This is a genomic window from uncultured Ramlibacter sp., assembly GCF_936925435.1.
Taxonomy (GTDB): Bacteria; Pseudomonadota; Gammaproteobacteria; order Burkholderiales; family Burkholderiaceae_C; genus Ramlibacter.
In genome coordinates this window covers 106,168-125,181 of the sequence record NZ_CAKZHQ010000051.1, presented here as the reverse complement: position 1 = coordinate 125,181, position 19,014 = coordinate 106,168, and the positions used below count along the sequence as shown (strand labels likewise).

Genomic DNA, 19,014 nt, shown 5'->3' with positions numbered 1-19,014 from the left:
TCTCTCCGTCGGGGCTACTGAAGGCCCAGTTGCTTGCGCATCTGCAGGTTGCGCGCGTCGGCGCGCTGGAAGGCCGGCCGGGCATCGAGCCGGGCCACATAGTCCGTGAAGGCGGGCCGGGGCTCGATCTGCTTGAAGCCCATCATGAAACGCAGCGTGCCGCCGAACACCACGTCCGCCATCGAAAACTGCTCGCCCAGCAGGTAGGGCCCGGCCGCGATGGCACTTTCCGCCGAGGCGATCATGGACTCGAAGTTGCCCCAGCCGGCTGCCATCTCCTTGACCTCCCAGCCCGAGTTCTTGGCCATCACGGCCGGCTCGATCACGCTGGGCGCGAAGAACGACCAGCGCAGGTAGGTGCCGCGCCGAGGATCCTCCAGCGCCGGCGCCAGCCGGCCAGGCGCGTAGCGGTCGGCCAGGTACAGCGCGATGGCCGCTGCCTCGGTGACGACCACATCGCCATCGACCAGGGTGGGGATCTTGCCCATGGCGTTCTTGCCGGTCAGCGGCGGCTGCTTTTGCTCGCCCTTCATGATGTCGACGAGCTCCAGCGTGCAGGCAACACCGGCTTCCTCCAGCGCCCAGAGAGTGCCGGCGGCGCGGGAATACGGGTGGTAGGACAGGCTCAAGGACATGGGGATGCTCCTTTCAAGGCTCACAGCGGAATGTTGCCGTGCTTGCGCCACGGGTTTTCAAGCTTCTTGTCGCGCAGCATGACCAGGGAGCGGCAGATGCGCTTGCGGGTCTCGTGCGGCAGGATGACGTCGTCGATGAAGCCGCGGGCGCCGGCGACAAAGGGATTGGCAAAACGGGCTTTGTACTCGGCCTCCTTGGCCGCCAGCTTGGCCGGGTCGCCCTTGTCCTCGCGGAAGATGATCTCCACCGCGCCCTTGGCGCCCATCACGGCGATCTCGGCGTTCGGCCACGCAAAGTTGACGTCGCCGCGCAGGTGCTTGGAGCTCATCACGTCGTAGGCGCCGCCGTAGGCCTTGCGCGTGATCACGGTGATCTTGGGCACCGTGCACTCGGCGTACGCGTACAGCAGCTTGGCGCCGTGCTTGATGATGCCGCCGTACTCCTGGCTGGTGCCGGGCATGAAGCCGGGCACGTCGACAAAGGTGACGACCGGGATATTGAAGGCATCGCAAAAGCGCACGAAGCGCGCCGCCTTGATGGAGCTCTTGATGTCCAGGCAGCCGGCCAGCACCAGGGGCTGGTTGGCCACGATGCCCACGGTCTGGCCTTCCATGCGGCCGAAGCCGATGATGATGTTCTTGGCGTACTCGGGCTGGATCTCGAAGAAGTCGCCGTCGTCCACCGTCTTGGTGATCAGCTCCTTCATGTCGTAGGGCTTGTTCGGGTTGTCCGGCACCAGGGTGTCCAGCGAATGGTCCATGCGGTCGACAGGATCGTTGCTGGGGCGGATCGGCGGCTTTTCGCGGTTGTTCAGCGGCAGGTAGTTGTACAGGCGGCGCAGCATCACCAGGGCCTCGACGTCGTTGTCGAATGCCAGGTCGGCCACGCCGCTCTTGCCGGTGTGGGTGGCGGCGCCGCCCAGCTCCTCGGCCGTCACGTCCTCGTGGGTCACCGTCTTGACCACCTCGGGACCGGTGACGAACATGTAGCTCGAATCCTTGACCATGAAGATGAAATCGGTCATGGCCGGCGAGTACACGGCGCCGCCGGCGCAGGGGCCCATGATCATGCTGATCTGCGGCACCACGCCCGAGGCCATGACGTTGCGCTGGAAGACGTCGGCGTAGCCGCCGAGCGATGCAACGCCCTCCTGGATGCGGGCACCGCCCGAGTCGTTCAGGCCGATCACCGGCGCGCCGACCTTCATGGCCTGGTCCATCACCTTGCAGATCTTCTCGGCATGGGCCTCGGAGAGCGCCCCGCCGAAGACGGTGAAGTCCTGGCTGAAGACAAAGACCAGGCGGCCATTGATCATGCCGTAGCCGGTGACCACACCGTCGCCGGGAATCTTGTTGTCCTGCATGCCGAAGTCGTGCGAGCGGTGCTCGACGAACATGTCCCATTCCTCGAAGGTGCCGTCGTCCAGCAGGATCTCCAGCCGCTCGCGGGCGGTGAGCTTGCCCTTCTTGTGCTGCGCATCGATGCGCTTCTGGCCGCCACCAAGCCGGGCCGCCGCGCGCTTTTGTTCCAGTTGTTCGAGGATGTCTTGCATTCGGTCTCTCCAGGGAAATCAGTGCGGGCGCGGCTGCGCCCAGTCGTAGAGGAAGGAAGCGGCTGCCTGGGCGCTGATGACATCGCGGCCCCAGGGCTTGCGCTCGCGCGGCAGGTGCCGCATCCAGCCCAGTCTGCGCGCGGTTTTGAGAAGCAGATCGGCCTGCAAGCCGCATGTGACGGGCACGAATTGCTCCCAGATCGATAGCAGGCGGGGATGGGCCTCAGGCAGCAGCCAGAGGGTGGACAAGAGGTAGACCAGCCAGTCGTGGGCCTGGGCCTCGGCCAGCGTCATCACTTCCAGCGGGTCGTCCTCGAAGTCGATGGCCACCGGGCCTTGGGGCGTGACGATGAAGTTGCGGGCATGGGCCTGGCTCAGGTACTGGCCGCACGCGTGGGTCCGGGCGATGGCCTCCAGCCCCTGCTGCCACAGCGCCAGGCCGTTGGCGGGGCGGCCGGCCAGCCACTGGGCCAGGTTGCGGCCCGGCACCAGCTCCATGACGAAGAACTCAGTCTCGGCGTGCAGCACCTCGGGCACCGACACGCCGGCAGCGTGCAACGCGGCCAGGCGGCGCAGCTCCACTTGCTGCGAGGCGGCGCCGCCGTGCATGGGCACGGCCTGCAACAGGCGCGAGCCGCTCAGCCTGGCCATGGCATTGAGCGCGGCGTAGCCCAGGTTGCTGTGCGGCGCCCGCTGGCCCTTGGCGATGACCGGGCCCTCGCCGGTCTCGAAGATTTCGACGCGGTCGCACCGCCAGCCCTGCGAGGCGCGGATGCGCTCAATGTCCTGCGCCTTCATGGACGGCTCCGCAGCACCAGGTCCAGCAGCTGGCGCGCCGCCGCCGAGGGCACAGCATCGCCGGCGGCCACGCGCTGCTGCAGGGCCGGCAAGAGCTCGCGCACCTGCGGGTCGCCGCGGAAGGCCTGCTTCAGGCCCGCGTCGATGCGTTCCCACATCCAGGCCAGGGCCTGCTGGCGGCGCCTGTGGGCCAGCAGGCCGTTGGCGCCCTGCAGCTGCCGGTAGCGCGTGACGGCGGCCCAGAAGGCGGCAATGCCCTCGGCCTTGAGCGCGCTCAATTGCAGCACCTGCGCATGCCAGACCTCGCCTGCCACAGCCGCACCATGGCCATGCTGGCTGAACAGGCGCAGCGCGCTGGTGATCTGGGCCTGGGCCCGGGTGGCGGCGTCCACATCCAGGTCGGCCTTGTTGATGGCGACCAGGTCGGCCAGCTCCATCACGCCCTTCTTGATGGCCTGCAGGTCGTCGCCGGCATTGGGCAGCTGCATCAGCACGAACATGTCGGTCATGCCGGCCACGGCGGTTTCCGACTGGCCGACACCCACGGTTTCGACGATGACGGTGTCGTAGCCCGCGGCCTCGCAGACCAGCATCGCTTCCCGCGTCTTCTCGGCCACGCCGCCCAGCGTTCCGCTGGAGGGGCTGGGCCGGATATAGGCCTGGTCGTGCACTGAGAGCAGCTCCATGCGGGTCTTGTCGCCCAGGATGGAGCCGCCGGAGACGGTGGACGAGGGGTCGATGGTCAGCACCGCCACGCGCTGGCCCTGGGCGATGAGGAACAGGCCGAAGGCTTCAATGAAGGTCGACTTGCCAACACCGGGAACACCCGAGATGCCCAGGCGCAAGGCCTTGCCGGTGTGCGGCAGCAGCTCGGCCAGCAATGCGTCCGCCTGCGCCCTGTGGTCGGCGCGGGTGGATTCGAGCAGCGTGATCGCCTTGGCGATGGCACGGCGCTGCTGCGGGCCCTGTTGCGTGATGGCGGCGGCGGAAACCATGTCCTTCAGGCGATGGCCTTGCGGATCTGCTCGAGCACGTCCTTGGCCGAGGCGGGGATGGGGGTGCCGGGGCCGTAGATGCCCTTGACGCCGGCGTCGTAGAGGAAGCCGTAGTCCTGCTGCGGAATGACACCGCCGACGAAGACGATGATGTCGTGGGCGCCCTGCTTCTTGAGCTCCTCGATGATGGCCGGCACCAGGGTCTTGTGGCCGGCGGCCAGGGTGGAGACACCGACCGCATGCACGTCGTTCTCGATGGCCTGGCGGGCGCATTCCTCGGGGGTCTGGAACAGCGGCCCCATGTCGACGTCGAAGCCCAGGTCGGCGAAGGCCGTGGCCACCACCTTGGCACCGCGGTCGTGGCCGTCCTGGCCCAGCTTGGAGATCATCACGCGCGGCCGGCGGCCCTGGGCTTCGGCAAATTCAGCGATCTCTTTCTGGAGTTTCTCCCAGCCCTCGGCCGAGTCATAAGCTGCTGCGTACACACCAGTCACCTTTTGCGTGTCGGCGCGGTGGCGCCCATAAACAGTTTCCAGCGCATCGGACACCTCGCCCACCGTGGCGCGCAGGCGCACGGCCTCGATGGCCAGCGCCAGCAAATTGCCCTCGCCGCTGTGCGCCGCGGCCGTCAAGGCCTCCAGCGCCGCTTTCACCTTGCTGGCATCCCGCGTGGCGCGGATTGTCTCCAGCCTGGCGATCTGGCCGGCGCGCACCATCATGTTATCGACGTCGCGGATTTCCAGCGGGTCTTCCTTGGCCAGCTTGTACTTGTTGACGCCGACGATCACATCCTTGCCGCTGTCGATGCGGGCCTGCTTCTCGGCGGCGGCCGCCTCGATCTTGAGCTTGGCCCAGCCGGAATCCACGGCGCGGGTCATGCCGCCCATGGCCTCAACCTCTTCGATGATGGCCCAGGCGGCGTCGGCCATGTCCTGGGTGAGTTTTTCCATCATGTAGCTGCCGGCCCAGGGGTCGATCACATTGGTGATGTGGGTCTCTTCCTGGATGATCAGCTGGGTGTTGCGGGCGATGCGGGCCGAGAACTCGGTGGGCAGGGCAATCGCTTCGTCGAAGGAATTGGTGTGCAGCGACTGGGTGCCGCCGAAGACCGCGGCCATGGCCTCGATGGTGGTGCGCACCACGTTGTTGTAGGGGTCCTGCTCGGTCAGCGACCAGCCCGAGGTCTGGCAGTGGGTGCGCAGCATCAGGCTCTTGGGATTCTTCGCATCGAAGCCCTTCATGATCTTCCACCACAGCAGGCGCGCCGCCCGCATCTTGGCCACCTCCAGGTAGAAGTTCATGCCGATGGCCCAGAAGAACGAGAGGCGCCCGGCGAATTCATCCACGTCCAGGCCCTTGGCCAGGGCGGTCTTCACGTACTCCTTGCCGTCGGCCAGGGTGAAGGCCAGTTCCAGCGCCTGGTTGGCGCCGGCTTCCTGCATGTGGTAACCCGAGATCGAGATCGAGTTGAACTTCGGCATCTTCCTGGCCGTGTACTCGATGATGTCGCCGATGATGCGCATCGAGGGCTGGGGCGGGTAGATGTAGGTGTTGCGGACCATGAACTCCTTGAGGATGTCGTTCTGGATGGTCCCGCTCAACTGGTCCTGCGCAACGCCCTGCTCTTCTGCCGCCACGACATAGCCAGCCAGCACCGGCAGCACGGCGCCGTTCATGGTCATCGAGACGGACACCTTGTCCAGCGGAATGCCGTCGAACAGGATCTTCATGTCTTCCACCGAATCGATGGCCACGCCGGCCTTGCCGACGTCACCGGTCACGCGCGGGTGGTCGCTGTCGTAGCCGCGGTGGGTGGCCAGGTCGAAGGCCACCGACACGCCCTGGCCGCCGGCCGCCAGGCCCTTGCGGTAGAAGGCGTTGGACTCTTCTGCCGTGGAGAAGCCAGCGTACTGGCGGATGGTCCAGGGCCGGGCCGCATACATGGTGGCTTGCGGGCCGCGCAGATAGGGCGCGAAGCCAGGCAAGGTGTCGGTGGCCGCAAGGCCCTGCAGGTCGGCTGCGGTGTACAGCGGCTTGACCGTGATGCCGTCGGGCGTGACCCAGTTGAGCGCGTGGATGTCGCCGCCGGGCGCGGATTTGGCGGCCGCCTTGGCCCAGGCTTCGAGGTTGGTGGCGGGAATCTCAGGCGTGCTCATGGATGGTCCGGGTGGTGTCCGTGGAATTCCCGCATCATACCGTATTCATAATTATTGATAAAGAATTGCGTTTCCCCTAGAATCCGGCCCATGTCCGCTGTCTCCCTTGCCCCCCGCGCCCTTTACGAAGAAGTGGCTGAGCTGCTGCGCCAGCGCATCTACCGGCGCGAGCTGGCGCCCGGCAGCTGGATCGACGAGATGAAGCTGGCCGAGGAGTACGGCATCAGCCGCACGCCCTTGCGAGAGGCCTTGAAGGTGCTGGCCACGGAAGGCCTGGTGACCATGAAGGTGCGGCGCGGCGCCTATGTGACCGAGGTCTCGGACAAGGACCTGTCCGACGTCTACCACCTGCTCTCGCTGCTGGAAAGCGACGCCGCCGGCGTGGTGGCCCAGAGCGCGACCGACGCGGAGATCAAGGAACTGCAGGCCCTGCACGCCCAGCTGGAAAAAGCCGTGGCCGACACGGACAGGTTCTTCACCCTGAACGAGCGCTTCCACATGCGCCTGCTGGAGATCGCCGGCAACCGCTGGCGCGACCAGATGGTGGCCGACCTGCGCAAGGTGATGAAGCTCAATCGCCAGAACTCCCTGCTCAAGTCCGGCCGCGCCGCCGAATCTCTGGCCGAGCACGGTGCCATCGTGAAGGCCCTGGTCGCCCGCGACGCCGCTGGCGCCACGCGGCGCATGCAGGAGCACTTTGCCAACGGGCTGGAAGCGGCGGCCTGAACACACAGGGAGCAGCGCACATGGAAGCCATCAACCTCGCCAACAAGCTGTCCACCTTCAGCGAGCACTGGCAGCCCAGGACCGTGGGCCAATTCAACGGCAACGACCTGATGGTGGCCAAGGTCAAGGGCGAGTTTGTCTGGCACAAGCATGACGACACCGACGACTTCTTCCTGGTGCTGCAAGGCCGCATCACCATCCAGATGCGCGACGGCAACGTGACCCTGGGCCCGGGCGAGGTCTTCGTCGTCCCCAAGGGCGTGGAACACCGCCCCGTCGCCGAGGAGGAAGCCCACATCCTCCTGATCGAGCCATCCAACACGCCGAATACCGGCGATCCGGCAACGGCTGCGGCTCGCCGGGTCGTCTAGGCGCTATCAAAAAAAGAGCGCCTCAGGGCCATTTGACGGGAGGTAGCGGCTGATTTCGCTCTGGAATTGCCTGTTTCCCGTCATCCCGGGCTTGACCCGGGATCCATCGTGGCGTGCTCCCAGCCGCATGCGGGCGGGCTGCGGGGCGCAGGTGTGGCGGCCGCGTCGCTCGCTGCGCTGTGCTCCCGGCTTCCCTGGGCTGGCACGGTTGTCCGGCCGCACGGTACAACTCACAGAGCGCCTAAGGCCGCTCTGTTCGAGCAAGTCCCGTGAGTCAGAGCACGAAGCGCGCTAGAGCGCGCCGGCCGGACAACCGGCCAACCCAGGCGCCCCACAAGCGCCCCGCAGCCCGCCCGCATGCGGCTTGGCGAATGGTTGGCTCGGCTGCATACAGAGGGGAATGCCCACAAACGCAGCGCGTATCTTGCGGCGGACGATGGCGTGGTGCATGAAATGGCTTCTTGCCTCAGCGCGGCGGGAACCTGGGCGCGGACTCTTCATGCTGCACGCCGAAGGCATTGACCATGAAAGACACACCGTGGTAACTGCCCGCCAGCATGACCAGCTCGATGAGTTGCTCCGCGGAGAAGGATGCAGCGGCGCGGCGCCAGGCCTCGTCGCTGACGCCGCTGCTGGCGTGCAGCTGGTCGGCCAGCAGGAGGACCGCCTGTTCCTGCTCCGACCAGCAGGCGTCGTCCGGGCCGCCGTGGACCGTGGCGCGCAGCTGCTCCTGGGTCCACTGCGCCTTGGCGCCGAAGCTCGCGACGTGGACACCCCATTCGTATTCCGCGCCGCACAGAGCGGTGGTGCGCAGAATCATCAGCTCTCGCAGGCGCAGCGCAATGCTTCCCTTGTCCAGAAGCCCACCGGCGAACCAGCGCTGCAGGACGCGGGGATTGCGGGCCACCGTCCTGAACAGCAGCAGCGGCGGCGCGCCCCGCATGATGGTGTCGAACTCCGCCTGGATCTCCGGCGGGAAGGGCGCTTCGAGAGGGGCGATACGGGCGTCGGGCATGGCGCCCGTTATAAATTCTTCGCCCGGGGCCGGCAAGCAAAAGTTGCCGCCCTCCCGCTGTTACGCTTGTTGTTGGAAAGGGAGGCTCTTTCCGATGAAAGACGGAGTGCATACATTGAAAACAAAAATTTCCGCAACTCGCAAATCGACGCTGGCCTTTTTCCTGATGGCCGCAAGCATGAACGCGTTGGCGGCAGACCCCGGTCCAACCGGCCCGTGGACCAAGTTTGTGAAGGTCGAAGGCCAGAGCGAGCCTGTGCCTGAGGAGTGGCTGAAAGACGAGGAAGCGCGCATCGCCTACAGCCTCAAGCTGCCGGACTCGGTTCCAAAGCCCGTGCCATTTGACTTCGCGGCCGCTGCGCGAACGGGCTGGCTTCCTGGCCGGCCTTCTGCGGACGTCCAGTATTTCTTTCACCTGTGTAACACCGAAGCCGGCGAATGGATCTTTCGGAAAGAAGCCAACGTCGAGGGGCTGTACTTCGCCCGGCCGCAGAAGGCGCCGGCGAGCGGAGTATTGACCGAACCCTACGCGCCGGAGATGCCCTGGATCCAGCGATGGTTTGTATTGCAGGGCAATCCGTTGTCCAGTCAGGGAGGGTGGTTTGTCTACCCACCGATCTACAACTACAAGTTCATCGAGCAGCCTAGACGTGATCTTGAATGGCAAAGCGCGATTCGCGATCCGTATGTTCGTATCTTCGGACTTACGCATGAGCAAGCCCCAGGGCCCGACGGAAAACCCACAGTGCACTTAAAGCAAAAGAGTCCCATGCAAGTCGTCGGTATCCCCTCGCTCTCAGCGCGTTACGGCTATACGTGGAGAGGGCTTAAACGACTTCAAGACCGTGAGAACGGAATTGCGGGTGGAGAACTTCTCATCTACGACCTGCAGACAAAGGAAGTGCTTGCAGTGCGTCGCCAGTTTCTCAAGGCCAGTCGCAATCCGCGTGGAGAAGGAAAAACCATGTGGGAAGTTGCAGCTTCATGCAGAGAACCAGAAGCGCGAACAGGAGAGTTCTCGCAGTTTGCGTTTGATGTCCTCACTACAAAACCGCCGTCGTCAACAAAACCATGAGCCCGAGCCGGCGCCCAGAAGAAGCCCGCCCGCATGCGGCTTGGGGCAAGCAGAAACTAGGCTTCCGCCAGACGCCCCAGCCGGACCAGGCTCCAGACGACGATCGCCAGCTGGACGATGTTGATCAGGATGGCGATGGCGTGGGTTTTGCGGAAACCCGGGATCGCATCTATGGGGTTGACCTGGATCTGTTCGCCCAGCGCATCCATCTTGGGAATCACCTGCTTGCGCAGGACCACGGCCATCAAGGCCAGCGCAGCGGCGCCGGCGGCGAAGGCCGGGTGGCCGGCGAAGGCATAGCTGATGGCCGTGGCGCCGGCGGTGAAGACCGCACCACGGTAGTAGATGTTGAAGAAGGCCCGCACAAAGCGCGCGTCCAGCGGCGTGTCGTGCTTGAGGACCAGCAGCGGGATCGAGCCCAGGATGAAGTAGGCCGTCGTGGCCAGCAGGGCCACCGTGAAGAACAGGGCAGCAACCATGGGAAAAGTCATGTTGCTCAGGCCTTGCGAAAGTTGAATCGGGTCAGGCGTTTATAGGGTGTCCCGCCCCGACCGGCAAGAGCTGCTTTCCCGGTGCGGCGCCAACTAGGCCAGCACGCCCGATGTCAGCCGCAGCTGCCGGCCGCAACGCGCCGCCAGGGCCTGGTCGTGCGTCACCAGCACAAAGGCCGTGCCACGGTCGCGGGCCAGCTGCAGCATCAGGTCAAAGACGCCGTCGGCCGTGCTGCGGTCCAGGTTGCCGGTGGGCTCGTCGGCCAGCACGCAGGCCGGGTGACTGACCAGGGCACGGGCGATGGCCACGCGCTGGCGCTCACCACCCGAGAGTTCTGCCGGCCTGTGCCGCACCCGCTGGCTCAGGCCCACGGAGGCCAGGGCGGCCTGGGCCGCCTGCGCACACTGTTCCTTGCTCTCGCGCCGGATGCGCAGCGGCATGCTGACGTTGTCCAGCGCGCTGAACTCGGGCAGCAGGTGGTGGAACTGGTAGACGAAGCCCAGGTGCTTGTTGCGCAGCTGCCCTTGCTGCGCGGCGCTGAGCGTGGACAGCTCCTGCCCCATCAGATGCACCGAGCCGCTGGTGGGCGCATCCAGCCCGCCCAGCAGGTGCAGCAGCGTGCTCTTGCCCGAGCCCGAGGCGCCGACGATGGCCACCGTCTCGCCGGCACGCACCTCGAAGTCGATGCCGTGCAGCACTTCCACGTCCAGCCGGCCCTCGTTGAAGCGCTTGGTCAGGCCCTGACATTTCAAGACTACGTCACTCATAGCGCAGTGCCTCCGCCGGATTGACGCGGCTGGCGCGCCAGCTCGGATAGATGGTGGCGACGAAGGCCAGCGCCAGTGAAATGAAAGCGATGGGCATGATGTCCGCGCCTTGCGGGTCGCTGGGCATGCGGCTGATCAGGTAGATGTCCTTGGGCAGGAAGCTGGCGCCAAGGGCCTGCTCCAGCGCCGGCACGAGGACGTCGATGTTCAGCGCGATGCCCAGTCCCAGCAACAGGCCGGCGAAGGTGCCGATCACGCCCACCAGGGCGCCCTGCACGACGAAGATGCCCATGATGCTGGACGGGCTGGCGCCCAGGGTGCGCAGGATGGCGATGTCGGCACGCTTGTCGGTCACCGTCATCACCAGCGTGCTCACCAGGTTGAAGGCCGCCACCGCGACGATCAGGGTCAGGATGATGAACATCATGCGTTTTTCCAGCTGCACCGCGGCAAACCAGGTGCGGTTCTGGCGGGTCCAGTCACGGATCATGAACTGGCCGGTCAGCGTGGCGCCCAGGTCGGCCGCCACCTCGCGCGCCTGGTGCAGGTCCTTCAATTTCAGGCGCAGGCCGGTCGGCCCTTCCAGGCGGAAGATGCGCTGGGCGTCGTCCTGGTGCAGCATCACCAGGCCACTGTCGTACTCGAAGTGGCCGGAGTCGAAGGTGCCCACCACCGTCATCTGTTTCAGGCGCGGCACGATGCCGGCCGGCGTGACCTGGCCGCTGGGCGCGATCAGGGTCACCGGGTCGCCGGCACGCACACCCAGCAGGCGCGCCAGTTCCCCGCCCAGCACGATGCCGAACTCGCCGGGCACCAGCTTCCTGAGCACCTGGCCCTGGCTGACGGCCAGGTCGGTCACCTGCGGCTCCAGCGCCGGGTCGATGCCGCGCACCATCACCCCGCGCATGTCCTCGCCGCGGGCGATCAGGGCCTGGGCCGAGACGAAGGGCGCGGCGCCGATCACCTGCGGGTGGCGCCGCACCTCGTTCAAGGTCAGGGCCGGGTCGGCCAGCACGCCGCCGCCGGGGCCGTAGATCTCCACATGCGAGACCACGCCCAGCATGCGGTCGCGCACCTCTTTCTGGAAGCCGTTCATCACCGACAGCACGATGATCAGCGCCGCCACGCCCAGCGCGATGCCCAGCATGGACACGCCAGAGATGAAAGAGATGAAGCCGTTGCGGCGGGTGGCGCGGCCGGCGCGGGTGTAGCGCCAGCCCAGCACCAGTTCGTAGGGGATTCGCATGGAGCGGCGATTGTGGCATCCCGGACAATAGGCCCATGTCGGACAAGCTCCATTTGATCGTTCCGGGTGCCGTGCTGGCCCCCGATGGCGGCGACAGCGCTGCCGCGCCCTCCCCGCTGCCCCCCAATCTGCGCGCCCTGCTGGCCGGCATGGCGACGGCCGGCCGCACCGAGGCCGATGAGGACAGCCTGTCCGAGCCCAGCGAGATCGCCACAGCCCAGGCCCTGGGCCTGCCATCGGAAGACGGCCGCATCCCCTGGGCGGCGGTGGAAACGGGTACGGTGGGCACGCCCTGCGCCTGGGTCAGGCTGTGCCACTGGCGCGTGGGCGCCGACCACGTGGCCCTGGTGCCGGCCCAGGAGCTGGCACTGGACGAGGCCGACGAGCAGACCCTGCTGGCGGCGATGGCGCCCTACTTCCTGGAAGACGGCATCGCGCTGCGCCCCCGGCCCGGCATGGCCGGCACCTGGCTGGCCACGGGCGAGCTGTTTCGCGGCCTGCCCACCCTGGCGATGGAACGCGCCAGCACCCGGCGCCTGACCCCCACCTTGATCGACACCGGCGGCGCGGCAGCCGCCACGCTGCGCCGACTGCAAAACGAGATGCAAATGCTGCTCTACACCCACCCGCTGACCGAAGAACGGCAACGCCGTGGCCTGCTGCCGGTCAACTCCTTCTGGGTCGGTGGCGCCGGCATGCTGGAGCAGCCCTTCACACCCGCGCCCCATGTGCGCGTTGAATCGCGCCTGGCATCGCCCGCGCTGCGCGGCGATGCCGCCGCCCACGCCGCTGCCTGGGCCCAGGTGGACGCGGATGCCTGCGCCGCCCTGCTGGCCGTGCTGCGCGCCGGCGGCGACGCCAAACTCACACTCTGCGGCCCGCGTGCCGCCCAGACGCTGGCACCAGCCCCGACCGGTCTCTGGCCCCGAATTCAGAGGGGAATCGGCCTCAATCCCCCGTGGAATGGACTGGAACAGCTATGAAAATCGTAGCAAGAGACATCCCACCCCGGGCCGCCTGGGCACTGGAACAGGCCGGCGTGCACCCGCTGCTGGCCCGCCTGTACGCCGCCCGCGGCGTGCTGGGCAAGGACGAACTCGATGACGGCCTGGCGCGCCTGCTGCCGCCCTCGGGCCTCAAGGGCGTGCAGCAAGCGGCCGTGCTGCTGGCCGATGCCATCGCGCAAAACCGGCGCATGTGCATCGTGGCCGACTACGACTGCGACGGCGCCACCGCCTGCGCCGTGGGCATGCGCGGCCTGCGCCTGCTGGGCGCGCAGCATGTCAGCTACATCGTCCCCGACCGGGTGGTGGACGGCTACGGTCTGACCGCGCCGATCGCCAAACGCGTCAAGGACAGCGGCGCGGACCTGCTGATCACCGTGGACAACGGCATCGCCAGCGTCGAGGGCGTGGCCATGGCCAATGCCCTGGGCCTGCAGGTGCTGGTGACCGACCACCACCTGCCCGGAGCGCAGCTGCCGGACGCTGCGGTGATCGTCAATCCCAACCAGCCAGGCTGCGATTTCGAGAGCAAGTCCATCGCCGGCGTGGGCGTGATGTTCTATGTGCTGCTGGCGCTGCGCGCCGAGTTGCGCGCGCGTGGTGTGTTCGACGCCCAGAATCAGCCCAAGCTCGATGCCCTGCTGCCGCTGGTGGCCCTGGGCACGGTGGCCGACGTGGTCAAGCTCGACGCCAACAACCGCCGCCTGGTGGCGCAAGGCCTCAAGCGCATCCGCGCCGGCCAGCTGCCCTGCGGTCTGGCCAGCCTGTTTGGCGCCGCCATGCGCAAGCCGCAGGCGGCCACCACCTTCGACTTCGGCTTTGCCCTGGGCCCGCGCATCAATGCCGCCGGCCGGCTGGCCGACATGACACTGGGCATCGAATGCCTGCTGACCGATGACGCCGCGCGCGGCGACGAACTGGCGCGCTCGCTGGACGCCATCAACCGCGAGCGGCGCGACATCGAGGGCGGCATGCGCGAGCAGGCCATGCTGGTGGCCGAGGCCATGTTCGACGAGGGCGAGGTACCGCCGGCGGCGATCTGCGTGTTCGATCCCGACTTCCATGAGGGCGTGGTCGGCATCGTGGCCTCGCGCATCAAGGACAAGCTGCACCGCCCAACCTTTGTCTTTGCCGCCAGCCAGGCCGACGGCAAGGAACACGAGCTGAAAGGCTCGGGCCGCTCCATCCCCGGCTTTCACCTGCGCGATGCGCTGGACCTGGTGGCGAAACGCCATCCCGGCGTGCTGCTGCGCTTTGGCGGCCATGCCATGGCGGCCGGCTGCACCATCGCCGAGGACCAGCTCGACACCTTCGAGCAGGCGCTGGACCAGGTGGCGCAGGAATGGCTGGACCACGAGACGCTGCTGCGCCGCCTGCACACCGACGGCCCGCTGGCGCCGGAGTACCGCCGGGTCGACCTGGTGGACACGCTGCACCACGAGGTCTGGGGCCAGGGCTTTGCACCACCGGTGTTCAGCGAGGAAGTGGAAGTGGTGTCGCAGCGTCTGGTGGGTGAGAAGCACCTGGCCTTGAAGCTCAAGCACCAGGGCCAGGCGGTGGACGGCATCTGGTTCAGCCACACCGACCCGCTGCCGCCCAAGGTGCTGCTGGCCTTCCGGCTGGACGCCGACGAATGGCAGGGTGTGCGGCGCGTGCGCTTCCTGGTGGAAGGCGCGGAGTACTAGGCGTTCAGGCCTGCTGCAGGGCCGCGCCCCAGCCGCGCGGATCGTCGAAATAAGTGAACAGGCGCACGGCCACGGCGCGCAGTGCTTCGTCGGCCATCGCATGGGCGCGGGCCAGCTGCCACATGGCGTACTCGCGGTCGCCCAGCATCATGGAGCTGCTGACACTGCGGCCATGGCCGGCCATCAGCAGGGTGAAGCTGGCCAGCAACTGCATGGGGCAGTAGCCCGCCACATCTCTCGCATCGCCCCAGTCATCGGACCAGTCGAGCGAGGCTGGCCGCGACCGGGTGGCAGTCAGGGCCGAGGCGAAGGTGGAAGCGGACTGTTGCATGGCGCTCTCCAATGCGTTGATTGCGTGCTGCAAAGATAGGCGGCACCCGCAGGCTGTGCAGTCGGCGGCAATGCCCAGCCGGTGTCAGACGCAAGCTCAACCCGGGAGGAAAGTTCCCCCCTCAGCGCAAGCGGTCGTAAGCCCACTCCGCATCGCGCAGGCGGTCGCGGGCCCGGCGCAGGCTGCGGTCCAGGTCGCTCAGGTCGTCACGCAGGCGCTTGCGCTCGTCGTTGCCCTTGGCATCTTCCAGCTTGTCTTCCAGGGAGTTGCGCCGGCTGTCCAGGCTGCGCAGCTCGGAGCGGGCGCGGTAGACCTCGCGCCCCACGCCATAGCGGTGGCGGAACTCGGCGTCGATGCCGGCAGCGCAGACGCCGTGGTAGCTCTTGCCGTCCAGGCCCAGGCGTGCCGCGTGGTCCAGGCGGCAATAGCTTTGCAGTCCCTGGTTACGCCCGTGCAGGTAGGCCTGGGCGTTGGCCTGTACACCCGCCTCGGCGCAGGACTTGGTGCGCGCATCCAGCGCGGTCAGCGGTTCGCCGGCCAGGCCGTCGCGCAGGCCGACGTCCTGCCAGTTGGCGTTCTTGCACTCGGCCGGCGTCATGCTGGCGCAGCCGCCCAGGGCGGCCAGCAACAGGCTGGCGAAGGCGATACGGAAGAAGGAGAGGGAAAGAAGAAACGGGCGCGGCGTCATGCGCCGATTATTGCCGCCGTCCGCGACGGCACTCAGCGGTAGCTGAAGCTGACCGGAATGGCGGCGCCCATGGGCGCACGGACCGCGACGATGGCGCCGGCCTCGCGGGTGGCCGTGGTCACGTCGTCGGCGCGGTACAAGTCACGCTCCCTGGTGTCAGCGGCCATCTGGCGGAAGCAGCTGCCGATGGTGGATTGGGCCTGGTACTGCAGGCAGTCGTTGACGGCCGTGCGCTGCATCTGGATCTGGCTGGCCCGGGCGTCAGCATTGCGCATCTGCTGGCTGCACAGCATGTACAGCGCCGCCAGTTGCACCAGAGCCACCACGCCGACTGCGGCCCAGAACAGCTTGGAATAAGGCGAGCGGGCGTTGGGGTCGATGAACCGGGACAGCATGGTGAAACTCCTGGTGGCGTTGGGGACATGCTAAGAAGCTGCCCGCCGTCTGCACGCACGCGGACAACGCGTCGCGGCGTAGGACAGAATCGCGACACGCGTCCTCACTCTCCAGCCGATGACTTCCCTGCCCCATCCTCTTCAGACAGCCGCCCAGACCGCCGCTCGCCTGCCCTATGGCGCGCTGGCGCGAGAGATTGCCGCCCTGCTGGCCGATCCCGCCGTGCAGGTGCCGCCGCGCCTGGTGCAGGCCCTGCCGGGCGGCGCCAGCCTCTTCGTCATGCCGGCGCTGGACGGCCGCATTGCCATCACCAAGCTGATCACCTTCACGCCTGCCAACGCCGGAACCCAAAGGCCGGCGATCCAGGGCGACGTGGTGGTCTTCGACATCGCCACCGGCAGCCGCGCCCTGGTGCTGGACGGTCCCACCGTGACGGCACGCCGCACGGCCGCCGTCTCGCTGCTGGCGGCGCAGCGCCTGGCCCCCCATCCTGAAGGTCCATTGCTGATCGTGGGTGCAGGGGCGCAAGGCTTGGCGCATCTGGAAGCCTTTGCCGAGGGCCTGCCGGTCAAGGAAGTGCGCATCGCCTCACGCAGCGATGCCAGCGCACAGGCCCTGGCTTCACGTGCGCGGGAACTGGGCCTGCAGGCTAGCGTGGTGGGCGATGCGAATGCGGCTTTGGCCGAATGCCCGCTGGTGGTGACTTGCACGCCGGCCAATGGCGTGGTGCTGTCCGCGATGCCGCGCGCCGACGCCTTCATCGCAGCGGTAGGTGCCTTCACGCCCAGGATGGTGGAGTTGTCAACGGCGTTCTGCCGCCACTGTGCGGAGCGAGGCAGCATCTTCGTCGATACCTCAGATGCAGAACATGAAGCAGGTGATCTGCTGCAGGCTGGGCTGGATGTGGCTCCGTTCGCGGCCTTGCGGGATGTGATTGCCGGCACCGCATCGGCGGCACGCGGCCCGGTGTTGTTCAAGAGTTGCGGCTGGGCGGGCTGGGATCTGGCTGCGGCGCGCTGCGCGATGAATCTCTGAGACTTATCACCCCGGTTTCCCCCCTAGTAGACTCCTGCCTCAGTCCCACAATGTCTTTAGATCCATACTCCACACGTCGCACTGATATTGAGGGACTACGGGCTATTGCCGTGCTGGCTGTGGTCATTTACCACGGCTTCCCTGTACTGCTCCCGGCAGGTTTCCTGGGCGTTGATATTTTCTTCGTCATCAGCGGCTACGTGATTACGCGCAGCCTGCTACGCGCGCGCTTGACCGGTCGGGCTTCGCTATGGGACTTCTATGCACGCCGGGTGCGAAGACTGTTTCCCGCGCTGACAGTTGTTTTGTGCGCAACGATCGCACTTTGCTGGTTTGTGTTGCTTCCCGAGGAATTCTTAGCTACAGCAAAACTGACAATTGCAGCTGGATTGTCGTTGGGCAATCTGCAGTTGCTTCGCGAATCAGGCTACTTTGACGCTGCCACGTCTACCAAACCGCTCATGCACCTGTGGTCCCTGGGAGTAGAAGAACAGTTCTACATGCTATGGCCGCTCATATTCGCATGGATAGCACCGCGACGTATGGCGTTGTCTCTGGTGATTATTTGCGCAATCGCTTCCTTGGCGCTTGAAGCGCTGTGGATGCCCGAAGACGCTGCAAGCGCCTTTTACCACCCACTAGCGCGTGCCTGGGAATTGCTTGCAGGTGTGGCACTGGCTTGGCTTCCTTCAACTTGGCGCAGCCCCCGCTGGCTAGCATGGTCAGGGTTCGCGCTCATTGCTGCGGCCTTGCTATCAGATGGCACCCAATCGCTGCACCTTGAGTTGATGATGGCGAGTGTCGGCGGCGCGGCCGCGATCATTGCTGGAGGCTATAGCGATAAAACCGTGCGCTGGCTTGCCAGCGCACCGCTGCAATTGCTGGGCCGCATAAGTTATCCCCTTTATCTATGGCATTGGCCGGTCATAGCACTTCGAAATTTATTGGGTCGTGGTGAGGCCGAAGCAGCCAGCTTTACTGGCGCATGGTTGCTTGCTGCCGCAATCCTGGCCTACGGCACCCACCGTTGGATTGAGAGGCCAATCGCCGCACGACCTACCCGGCAAATGGCGGCGTTGTGTGCCATTGCGCTTGCCGTTCCTATTGCTGGTGCTGCGGCAGTGCTGTCGGGCAATGGATTCTCAGATCGAACTGTTGCTCGCATCAATGCAAAGGCTGGAACAGGCGGCTTGCGCAGAGGAATTGAATTGACAATTCCCGATTGCATCTCCACCCGCAGTGGACCGCGAGACATGCACTGCGCGCGCAACGCTGGCGGTTTGCCTGACTCCGTGGTATGGGGCGATTCAAAGGCTGAGGCGCTTTACTGGGGATTGGTACGTGAGAGCCAAAGAGGCGACGACAGGTGGATGCTCATCGGGTCGTCTGGCTGTCCTCGCGGGAATGCAGAACTTGGCGCACCGACCTGTTCTCAGGGTAGAGCGCTGGTGTGGGAAGCCCTTGCCGACCCGAAGATAAAAACCGTGTTGTTGGTGGCTGCTTTCCGCGTATCCCATGAAGAAGGTCAGCGGCGCAATTTTGAAGATGCCGTTTCCGGGCTTGTTCAACGAGGCAAGAACGTCGTGCTTGTAGCTGATAACCCTACGGTTACCGGTGAACATGAGTCACCCGCAGCTTGCTCGCGCGAACTGATCGTTCCTTTTCTTGCTGAGATAGCGAGGCAACGCACTTGCATTCTTCCGCTTGCCCAACACCTGTCCGACACATCCAGCTATCGCGCATGGCTGCGAGAAATTGCGAACTCTTCCCCCAAAGTAAGGTTTTTTGATATGACACCACTTTTGTGCGATGCCGAACTCAATATTTGTCCGGTCGCCAATGGTGGAAAGCTCCTGTACAGCTATGGTGACCATTTGTCAGACGCGGGAAATGAGCTTGTAGCGCGCGAGATTCGGCAGTGGCTGAAAAGCCCAAAGGAGGGGGGCGCTGTTTGATTTGCTGATCTGAACGTTCTTGTCGAGTCACGAAACAAGGATTTGCAATCCGCATACCGGCGCGCGTGAAGAGGAATAGCCACCCCAGACA

At 65.9% G+C, this 19,014-nt stretch carries 19 protein-coding genes; 7 read left to right on the top strand and 12 right to left on the bottom strand.

The window, feature by feature from the left end:
- Positions 1-14: 14 nt before the first annotated feature.
- From Q0632_RS21560 to scpA, 5 genes are read right to left on the bottom strand one after another with little or no spacing between them, the layout of a single operon-like run.
- Complete coding sequence (locus Q0632_RS21560; protein ID WP_298934139.1) at positions 15-635, bottom strand: glutathione S-transferase family protein; 621 nt, start codon at positions 633-635, stop codon at positions 15-17.
- A 20-nt stretch (positions 636-655) separates the two neighbouring features.
- Complete coding sequence (locus Q0632_RS21555; RefSeq protein ID WP_298934137.1) at positions 656-2,188, bottom strand: acyl-CoA carboxylase subunit beta; 1,533 nt, start codon at positions 2,186-2,188, stop codon at positions 656-658.
- A gap of 18 nt (positions 2,189-2,206) precedes the next feature.
- The gene (locus Q0632_RS21550; protein WP_298934135.1) at positions 2,207-2,986 is read right to left on the bottom strand and encodes a hypothetical protein; all 780 of its coding nucleotides are present in this window, start codon (positions 2,984-2,986) and stop codon (positions 2,207-2,209) included.
- Entirely contained in the window at positions 2,983-3,981 is a 999-nt protein-coding gene (gene meaB, locus Q0632_RS21545; protein ID WP_298934133.1) for a methylmalonyl Co-A mutase-associated GTPase MeaB, read from the bottom strand. Before meaB ends, Q0632_RS21550 begins: the two co-directional genes overlap by 4 nt.
- A gap of 5 nt (positions 3,982-3,986) precedes the next feature.
- Complete coding sequence (scpA, locus tag Q0632_RS21540; protein ID WP_298934131.1) at positions 3,987-6,137, bottom strand: methylmalonyl-CoA mutase; 2,151 nt, start codon at positions 6,135-6,137, stop codon at positions 3,987-3,989.
- A 90-nt stretch (positions 6,138-6,227) separates the two neighbouring features.
- Between scpA and Q0632_RS21535 the strand changes: the two genes are divergently transcribed.
- Both Q0632_RS21535 and Q0632_RS21530 read left to right on the top strand, forming a co-directional pair.
- Positions 6,228-6,863, top strand: a complete 636-nt coding sequence (locus tag Q0632_RS21535; RefSeq protein WP_298934128.1) for a GntR family transcriptional regulator — start codon at positions 6,228-6,230, stop codon at positions 6,861-6,863.
- A 20-nt stretch (positions 6,864-6,883) separates the two neighbouring features.
- The gene (locus tag Q0632_RS21530) at positions 6,884-7,234 is read left to right on the top strand and encodes a cupin domain-containing protein (protein WP_298934126.1); all 351 of its coding nucleotides are present in this window, start codon (positions 6,884-6,886) and stop codon (positions 7,232-7,234) included.
- 466 nt (positions 7,235-7,700) lie between these two features.
- On the opposite strand, the gene Q0632_RS21525 is transcribed toward Q0632_RS21530, so the two are convergent.
- Positions 7,701-8,249: a carboxymuconolactone decarboxylase family protein gene (locus tag Q0632_RS21525; protein WP_298934124.1), complete on the bottom strand. Its 549-nt coding sequence runs from the start codon at positions 8,247-8,249 to the stop codon at positions 7,701-7,703.
- Positions 8,250-8,343: 94 nt separating this feature from the next.
- Here Q0632_RS21525 and Q0632_RS21520 point away from each other — a divergent pair, with 94 nt between their 5' ends.
- Positions 8,344-9,324: a hypothetical protein gene (locus Q0632_RS21520; RefSeq protein ID WP_298934122.1), complete on the top strand. Its 981-nt coding sequence runs from the start codon at positions 8,344-8,346 to the stop codon at positions 9,322-9,324.
- A gap of 56 nt (positions 9,325-9,380) precedes the next feature.
- Here the strand turns inward: Q0632_RS21520 and Q0632_RS21515 are convergent, their stop codons facing one another.
- The 3 genes from Q0632_RS21515 to Q0632_RS21505 form a co-directional block, all read right to left on the bottom strand.
- Positions 9,381-9,803, bottom strand: coding sequence for a hypothetical protein (locus tag Q0632_RS21515; RefSeq protein WP_298934120.1), 423 nt, complete (start codon positions 9,801-9,803; stop codon positions 9,381-9,383).
- A 105-nt stretch (positions 9,804-9,908) separates the two neighbouring features.
- Positions 9,909-10,583, bottom strand: coding sequence for a lipoprotein-releasing ABC transporter ATP-binding protein LolD (lolD, locus tag Q0632_RS21510; protein WP_298934118.1), 675 nt, complete (start codon positions 10,581-10,583; stop codon positions 9,909-9,911).
- The gene (locus tag Q0632_RS21505; RefSeq protein ID WP_298934116.1) at positions 10,576-11,829 is read right to left on the bottom strand and encodes a lipoprotein-releasing ABC transporter permease subunit; all 1,254 of its coding nucleotides are present in this window, start codon (positions 11,827-11,829) and stop codon (positions 10,576-10,578) included. The genes lolD and Q0632_RS21505 overlap by 8 nt, the downstream gene beginning before the upstream one ends.
- Positions 11,830-11,864: 35 nt before the next feature.
- Between Q0632_RS21505 and Q0632_RS21500 the strand changes: the two genes are divergently transcribed.
- Complete coding sequence (locus tag Q0632_RS21500; protein ID WP_298934114.1) at positions 11,865-12,812, top strand: phosphoglycerate mutase; 948 nt, start codon at positions 11,865-11,867, stop codon at positions 12,810-12,812.
- Positions 12,809-14,518 carry a single-stranded-DNA-specific exonuclease RecJ gene (gene recJ / locus Q0632_RS21495; protein ID WP_298934112.1) on the top strand — a complete coding sequence of 570 codons (1,710 nt, stop codon included), beginning with the start codon at positions 12,809-12,811 and terminating at the stop codon, positions 14,516-14,518. Before Q0632_RS21500 ends, recJ begins: the two co-directional genes overlap by 4 nt.
- Positions 14,519-14,522: 4 nt before the next feature.
- On the opposite strand, the gene Q0632_RS21490 is transcribed toward recJ, so the two are convergent.
- The 3 genes from Q0632_RS21490 to Q0632_RS21480 all read right to left on the bottom strand — a co-directional run bounded on the left by Q0632_RS21490 (position 14,523) and on the right by Q0632_RS21480 (position 15,932).
- Positions 14,523-14,849 (bottom strand): hypothetical protein, encoded by a 327-nt coding sequence (locus Q0632_RS21490; protein WP_298934110.1) that lies wholly within the window; start codon positions 14,847-14,849, stop codon positions 14,523-14,525.
- Between the two features lie 121 nt (positions 14,850-14,970).
- Entirely contained in the window at positions 14,971-15,537 is a 567-nt protein-coding gene (locus Q0632_RS21485; protein ID WP_298934108.1) for a DUF2799 domain-containing protein, read from the bottom strand.
- A gap of 32 nt (positions 15,538-15,569) precedes the next feature.
- Entirely contained in the window at positions 15,570-15,932 is a 363-nt protein-coding gene (locus Q0632_RS21480) for a hypothetical protein (RefSeq protein ID WP_298934107.1), read from the bottom strand.
- A 118-nt stretch (positions 15,933-16,050) separates the two neighbouring features.
- Here Q0632_RS21480 and Q0632_RS21475 point away from each other — a divergent pair, with 118 nt between their 5' ends.
- Positions 16,051-16,968 carry a delta(1)-pyrroline-2-carboxylate reductase family protein gene (locus Q0632_RS21475; RefSeq protein WP_298934105.1) on the top strand — a complete coding sequence of 306 codons (918 nt, stop codon included), beginning with the start codon at positions 16,051-16,053 and terminating at the stop codon, positions 16,966-16,968.
- A 50-nt stretch (positions 16,969-17,018) separates the two neighbouring features.
- A complete protein-coding gene (locus Q0632_RS21470; protein ID WP_298934103.1) occupies positions 17,019-18,923 on the top strand; it encodes an acyltransferase family protein in 1,905 nt (634 codons plus the stop codon).
- The last annotated feature ends 91 nt before the right edge of the window (positions 18,924-19,014 follow it).

Excerpts from the sequence above, each read along its gene's own strand:
- Q0632_RS21560 (WP_298934139.1), bottom strand. The coding sequence starts at position 635 with ATGTCCTTGAGCCTGTCCTACCACCCGTATTCCCGCGCCGCCGGCACT.
- Q0632_RS21555 (WP_298934137.1), bottom strand. The coding sequence starts at position 2,188 with ATGCAAGACATCCTCGAACAACTGGAACAAAAGCGCGCGGCGGCCCGG.
- Q0632_RS21550 (WP_298934135.1), bottom strand. The coding sequence starts at position 2,986 with ATGAAGGCGCAGGACATTGAGCGCATCCGCGCCTCGCAGGGCTGGCGG.
- meaB (WP_298934133.1), bottom strand. The coding sequence starts at position 3,981 with ATGGTTTCCGCCGCCGCCATCACGCAACAGGGCCCGCAGCAGCGCCGT.
- scpA (WP_298934131.1), bottom strand. The coding sequence starts at position 6,137 with ATGAGCACGCCTGAGATTCCCGCCACCAACCTCGAAGCCTGGGCCAAG.
- Q0632_RS21535 (WP_298934128.1), top strand. The coding sequence starts at position 6,228 with ATGTCCGCTGTCTCCCTTGCCCCCCGCGCCCTTTACGAAGAAGTGGCT.
- Q0632_RS21530 (WP_298934126.1), top strand. The coding sequence starts at position 6,884 with ATGGAAGCCATCAACCTCGCCAACAAGCTGTCCACCTTCAGCGAGCAC.
- Q0632_RS21525 (WP_298934124.1), bottom strand. The coding sequence starts at position 8,249 with ATGCCCGACGCCCGTATCGCCCCTCTCGAAGCGCCCTTCCCGCCGGAG.
- Q0632_RS21520 (WP_298934122.1), top strand. The coding sequence starts at position 8,344 with ATGAAAGACGGAGTGCATACATTGAAAACAAAAATTTCCGCAACTCGC.
- Q0632_RS21515 (WP_298934120.1), bottom strand. The coding sequence starts at position 9,803 with ATGGTTGCTGCCCTGTTCTTCACGGTGGCCCTGCTGGCCACGACGGCC.
- lolD (WP_298934118.1), bottom strand. The coding sequence starts at position 10,583 with ATGAGTGACGTAGTCTTGAAATGTCAGGGCCTGACCAAGCGCTTCAAC.
- Q0632_RS21505 (WP_298934116.1), bottom strand. The coding sequence starts at position 11,829 with ATGCGAATCCCCTACGAACTGGTGCTGGGCTGGCGCTACACCCGCGCC.
- Q0632_RS21500 (WP_298934114.1), top strand. The coding sequence starts at position 11,865 with ATGTCGGACAAGCTCCATTTGATCGTTCCGGGTGCCGTGCTGGCCCCC.
- recJ (WP_298934112.1), top strand. The coding sequence starts at position 12,809 with ATGAAAATCGTAGCAAGAGACATCCCACCCCGGGCCGCCTGGGCACTG.
- Q0632_RS21490 (WP_298934110.1), bottom strand. The coding sequence starts at position 14,849 with ATGCAACAGTCCGCTTCCACCTTCGCCTCGGCCCTGACTGCCACCCGG.
- Q0632_RS21485 (WP_298934108.1), bottom strand. The coding sequence starts at position 15,537 with ATGACGCCGCGCCCGTTTCTTCTTTCCCTCTCCTTCTTCCGTATCGCC.
- Q0632_RS21480 (WP_298934107.1), bottom strand. The coding sequence starts at position 15,932 with ATGCTGTCCCGGTTCATCGACCCCAACGCCCGCTCGCCTTATTCCAAG.
- Q0632_RS21475 (WP_298934105.1), top strand. The coding sequence starts at position 16,051 with ATGACTTCCCTGCCCCATCCTCTTCAGACAGCCGCCCAGACCGCCGCT.
- Q0632_RS21470 (WP_298934103.1), top strand. The coding sequence starts at position 17,019 with ATGTCTTTAGATCCATACTCCACACGTCGCACTGATATTGAGGGACTA.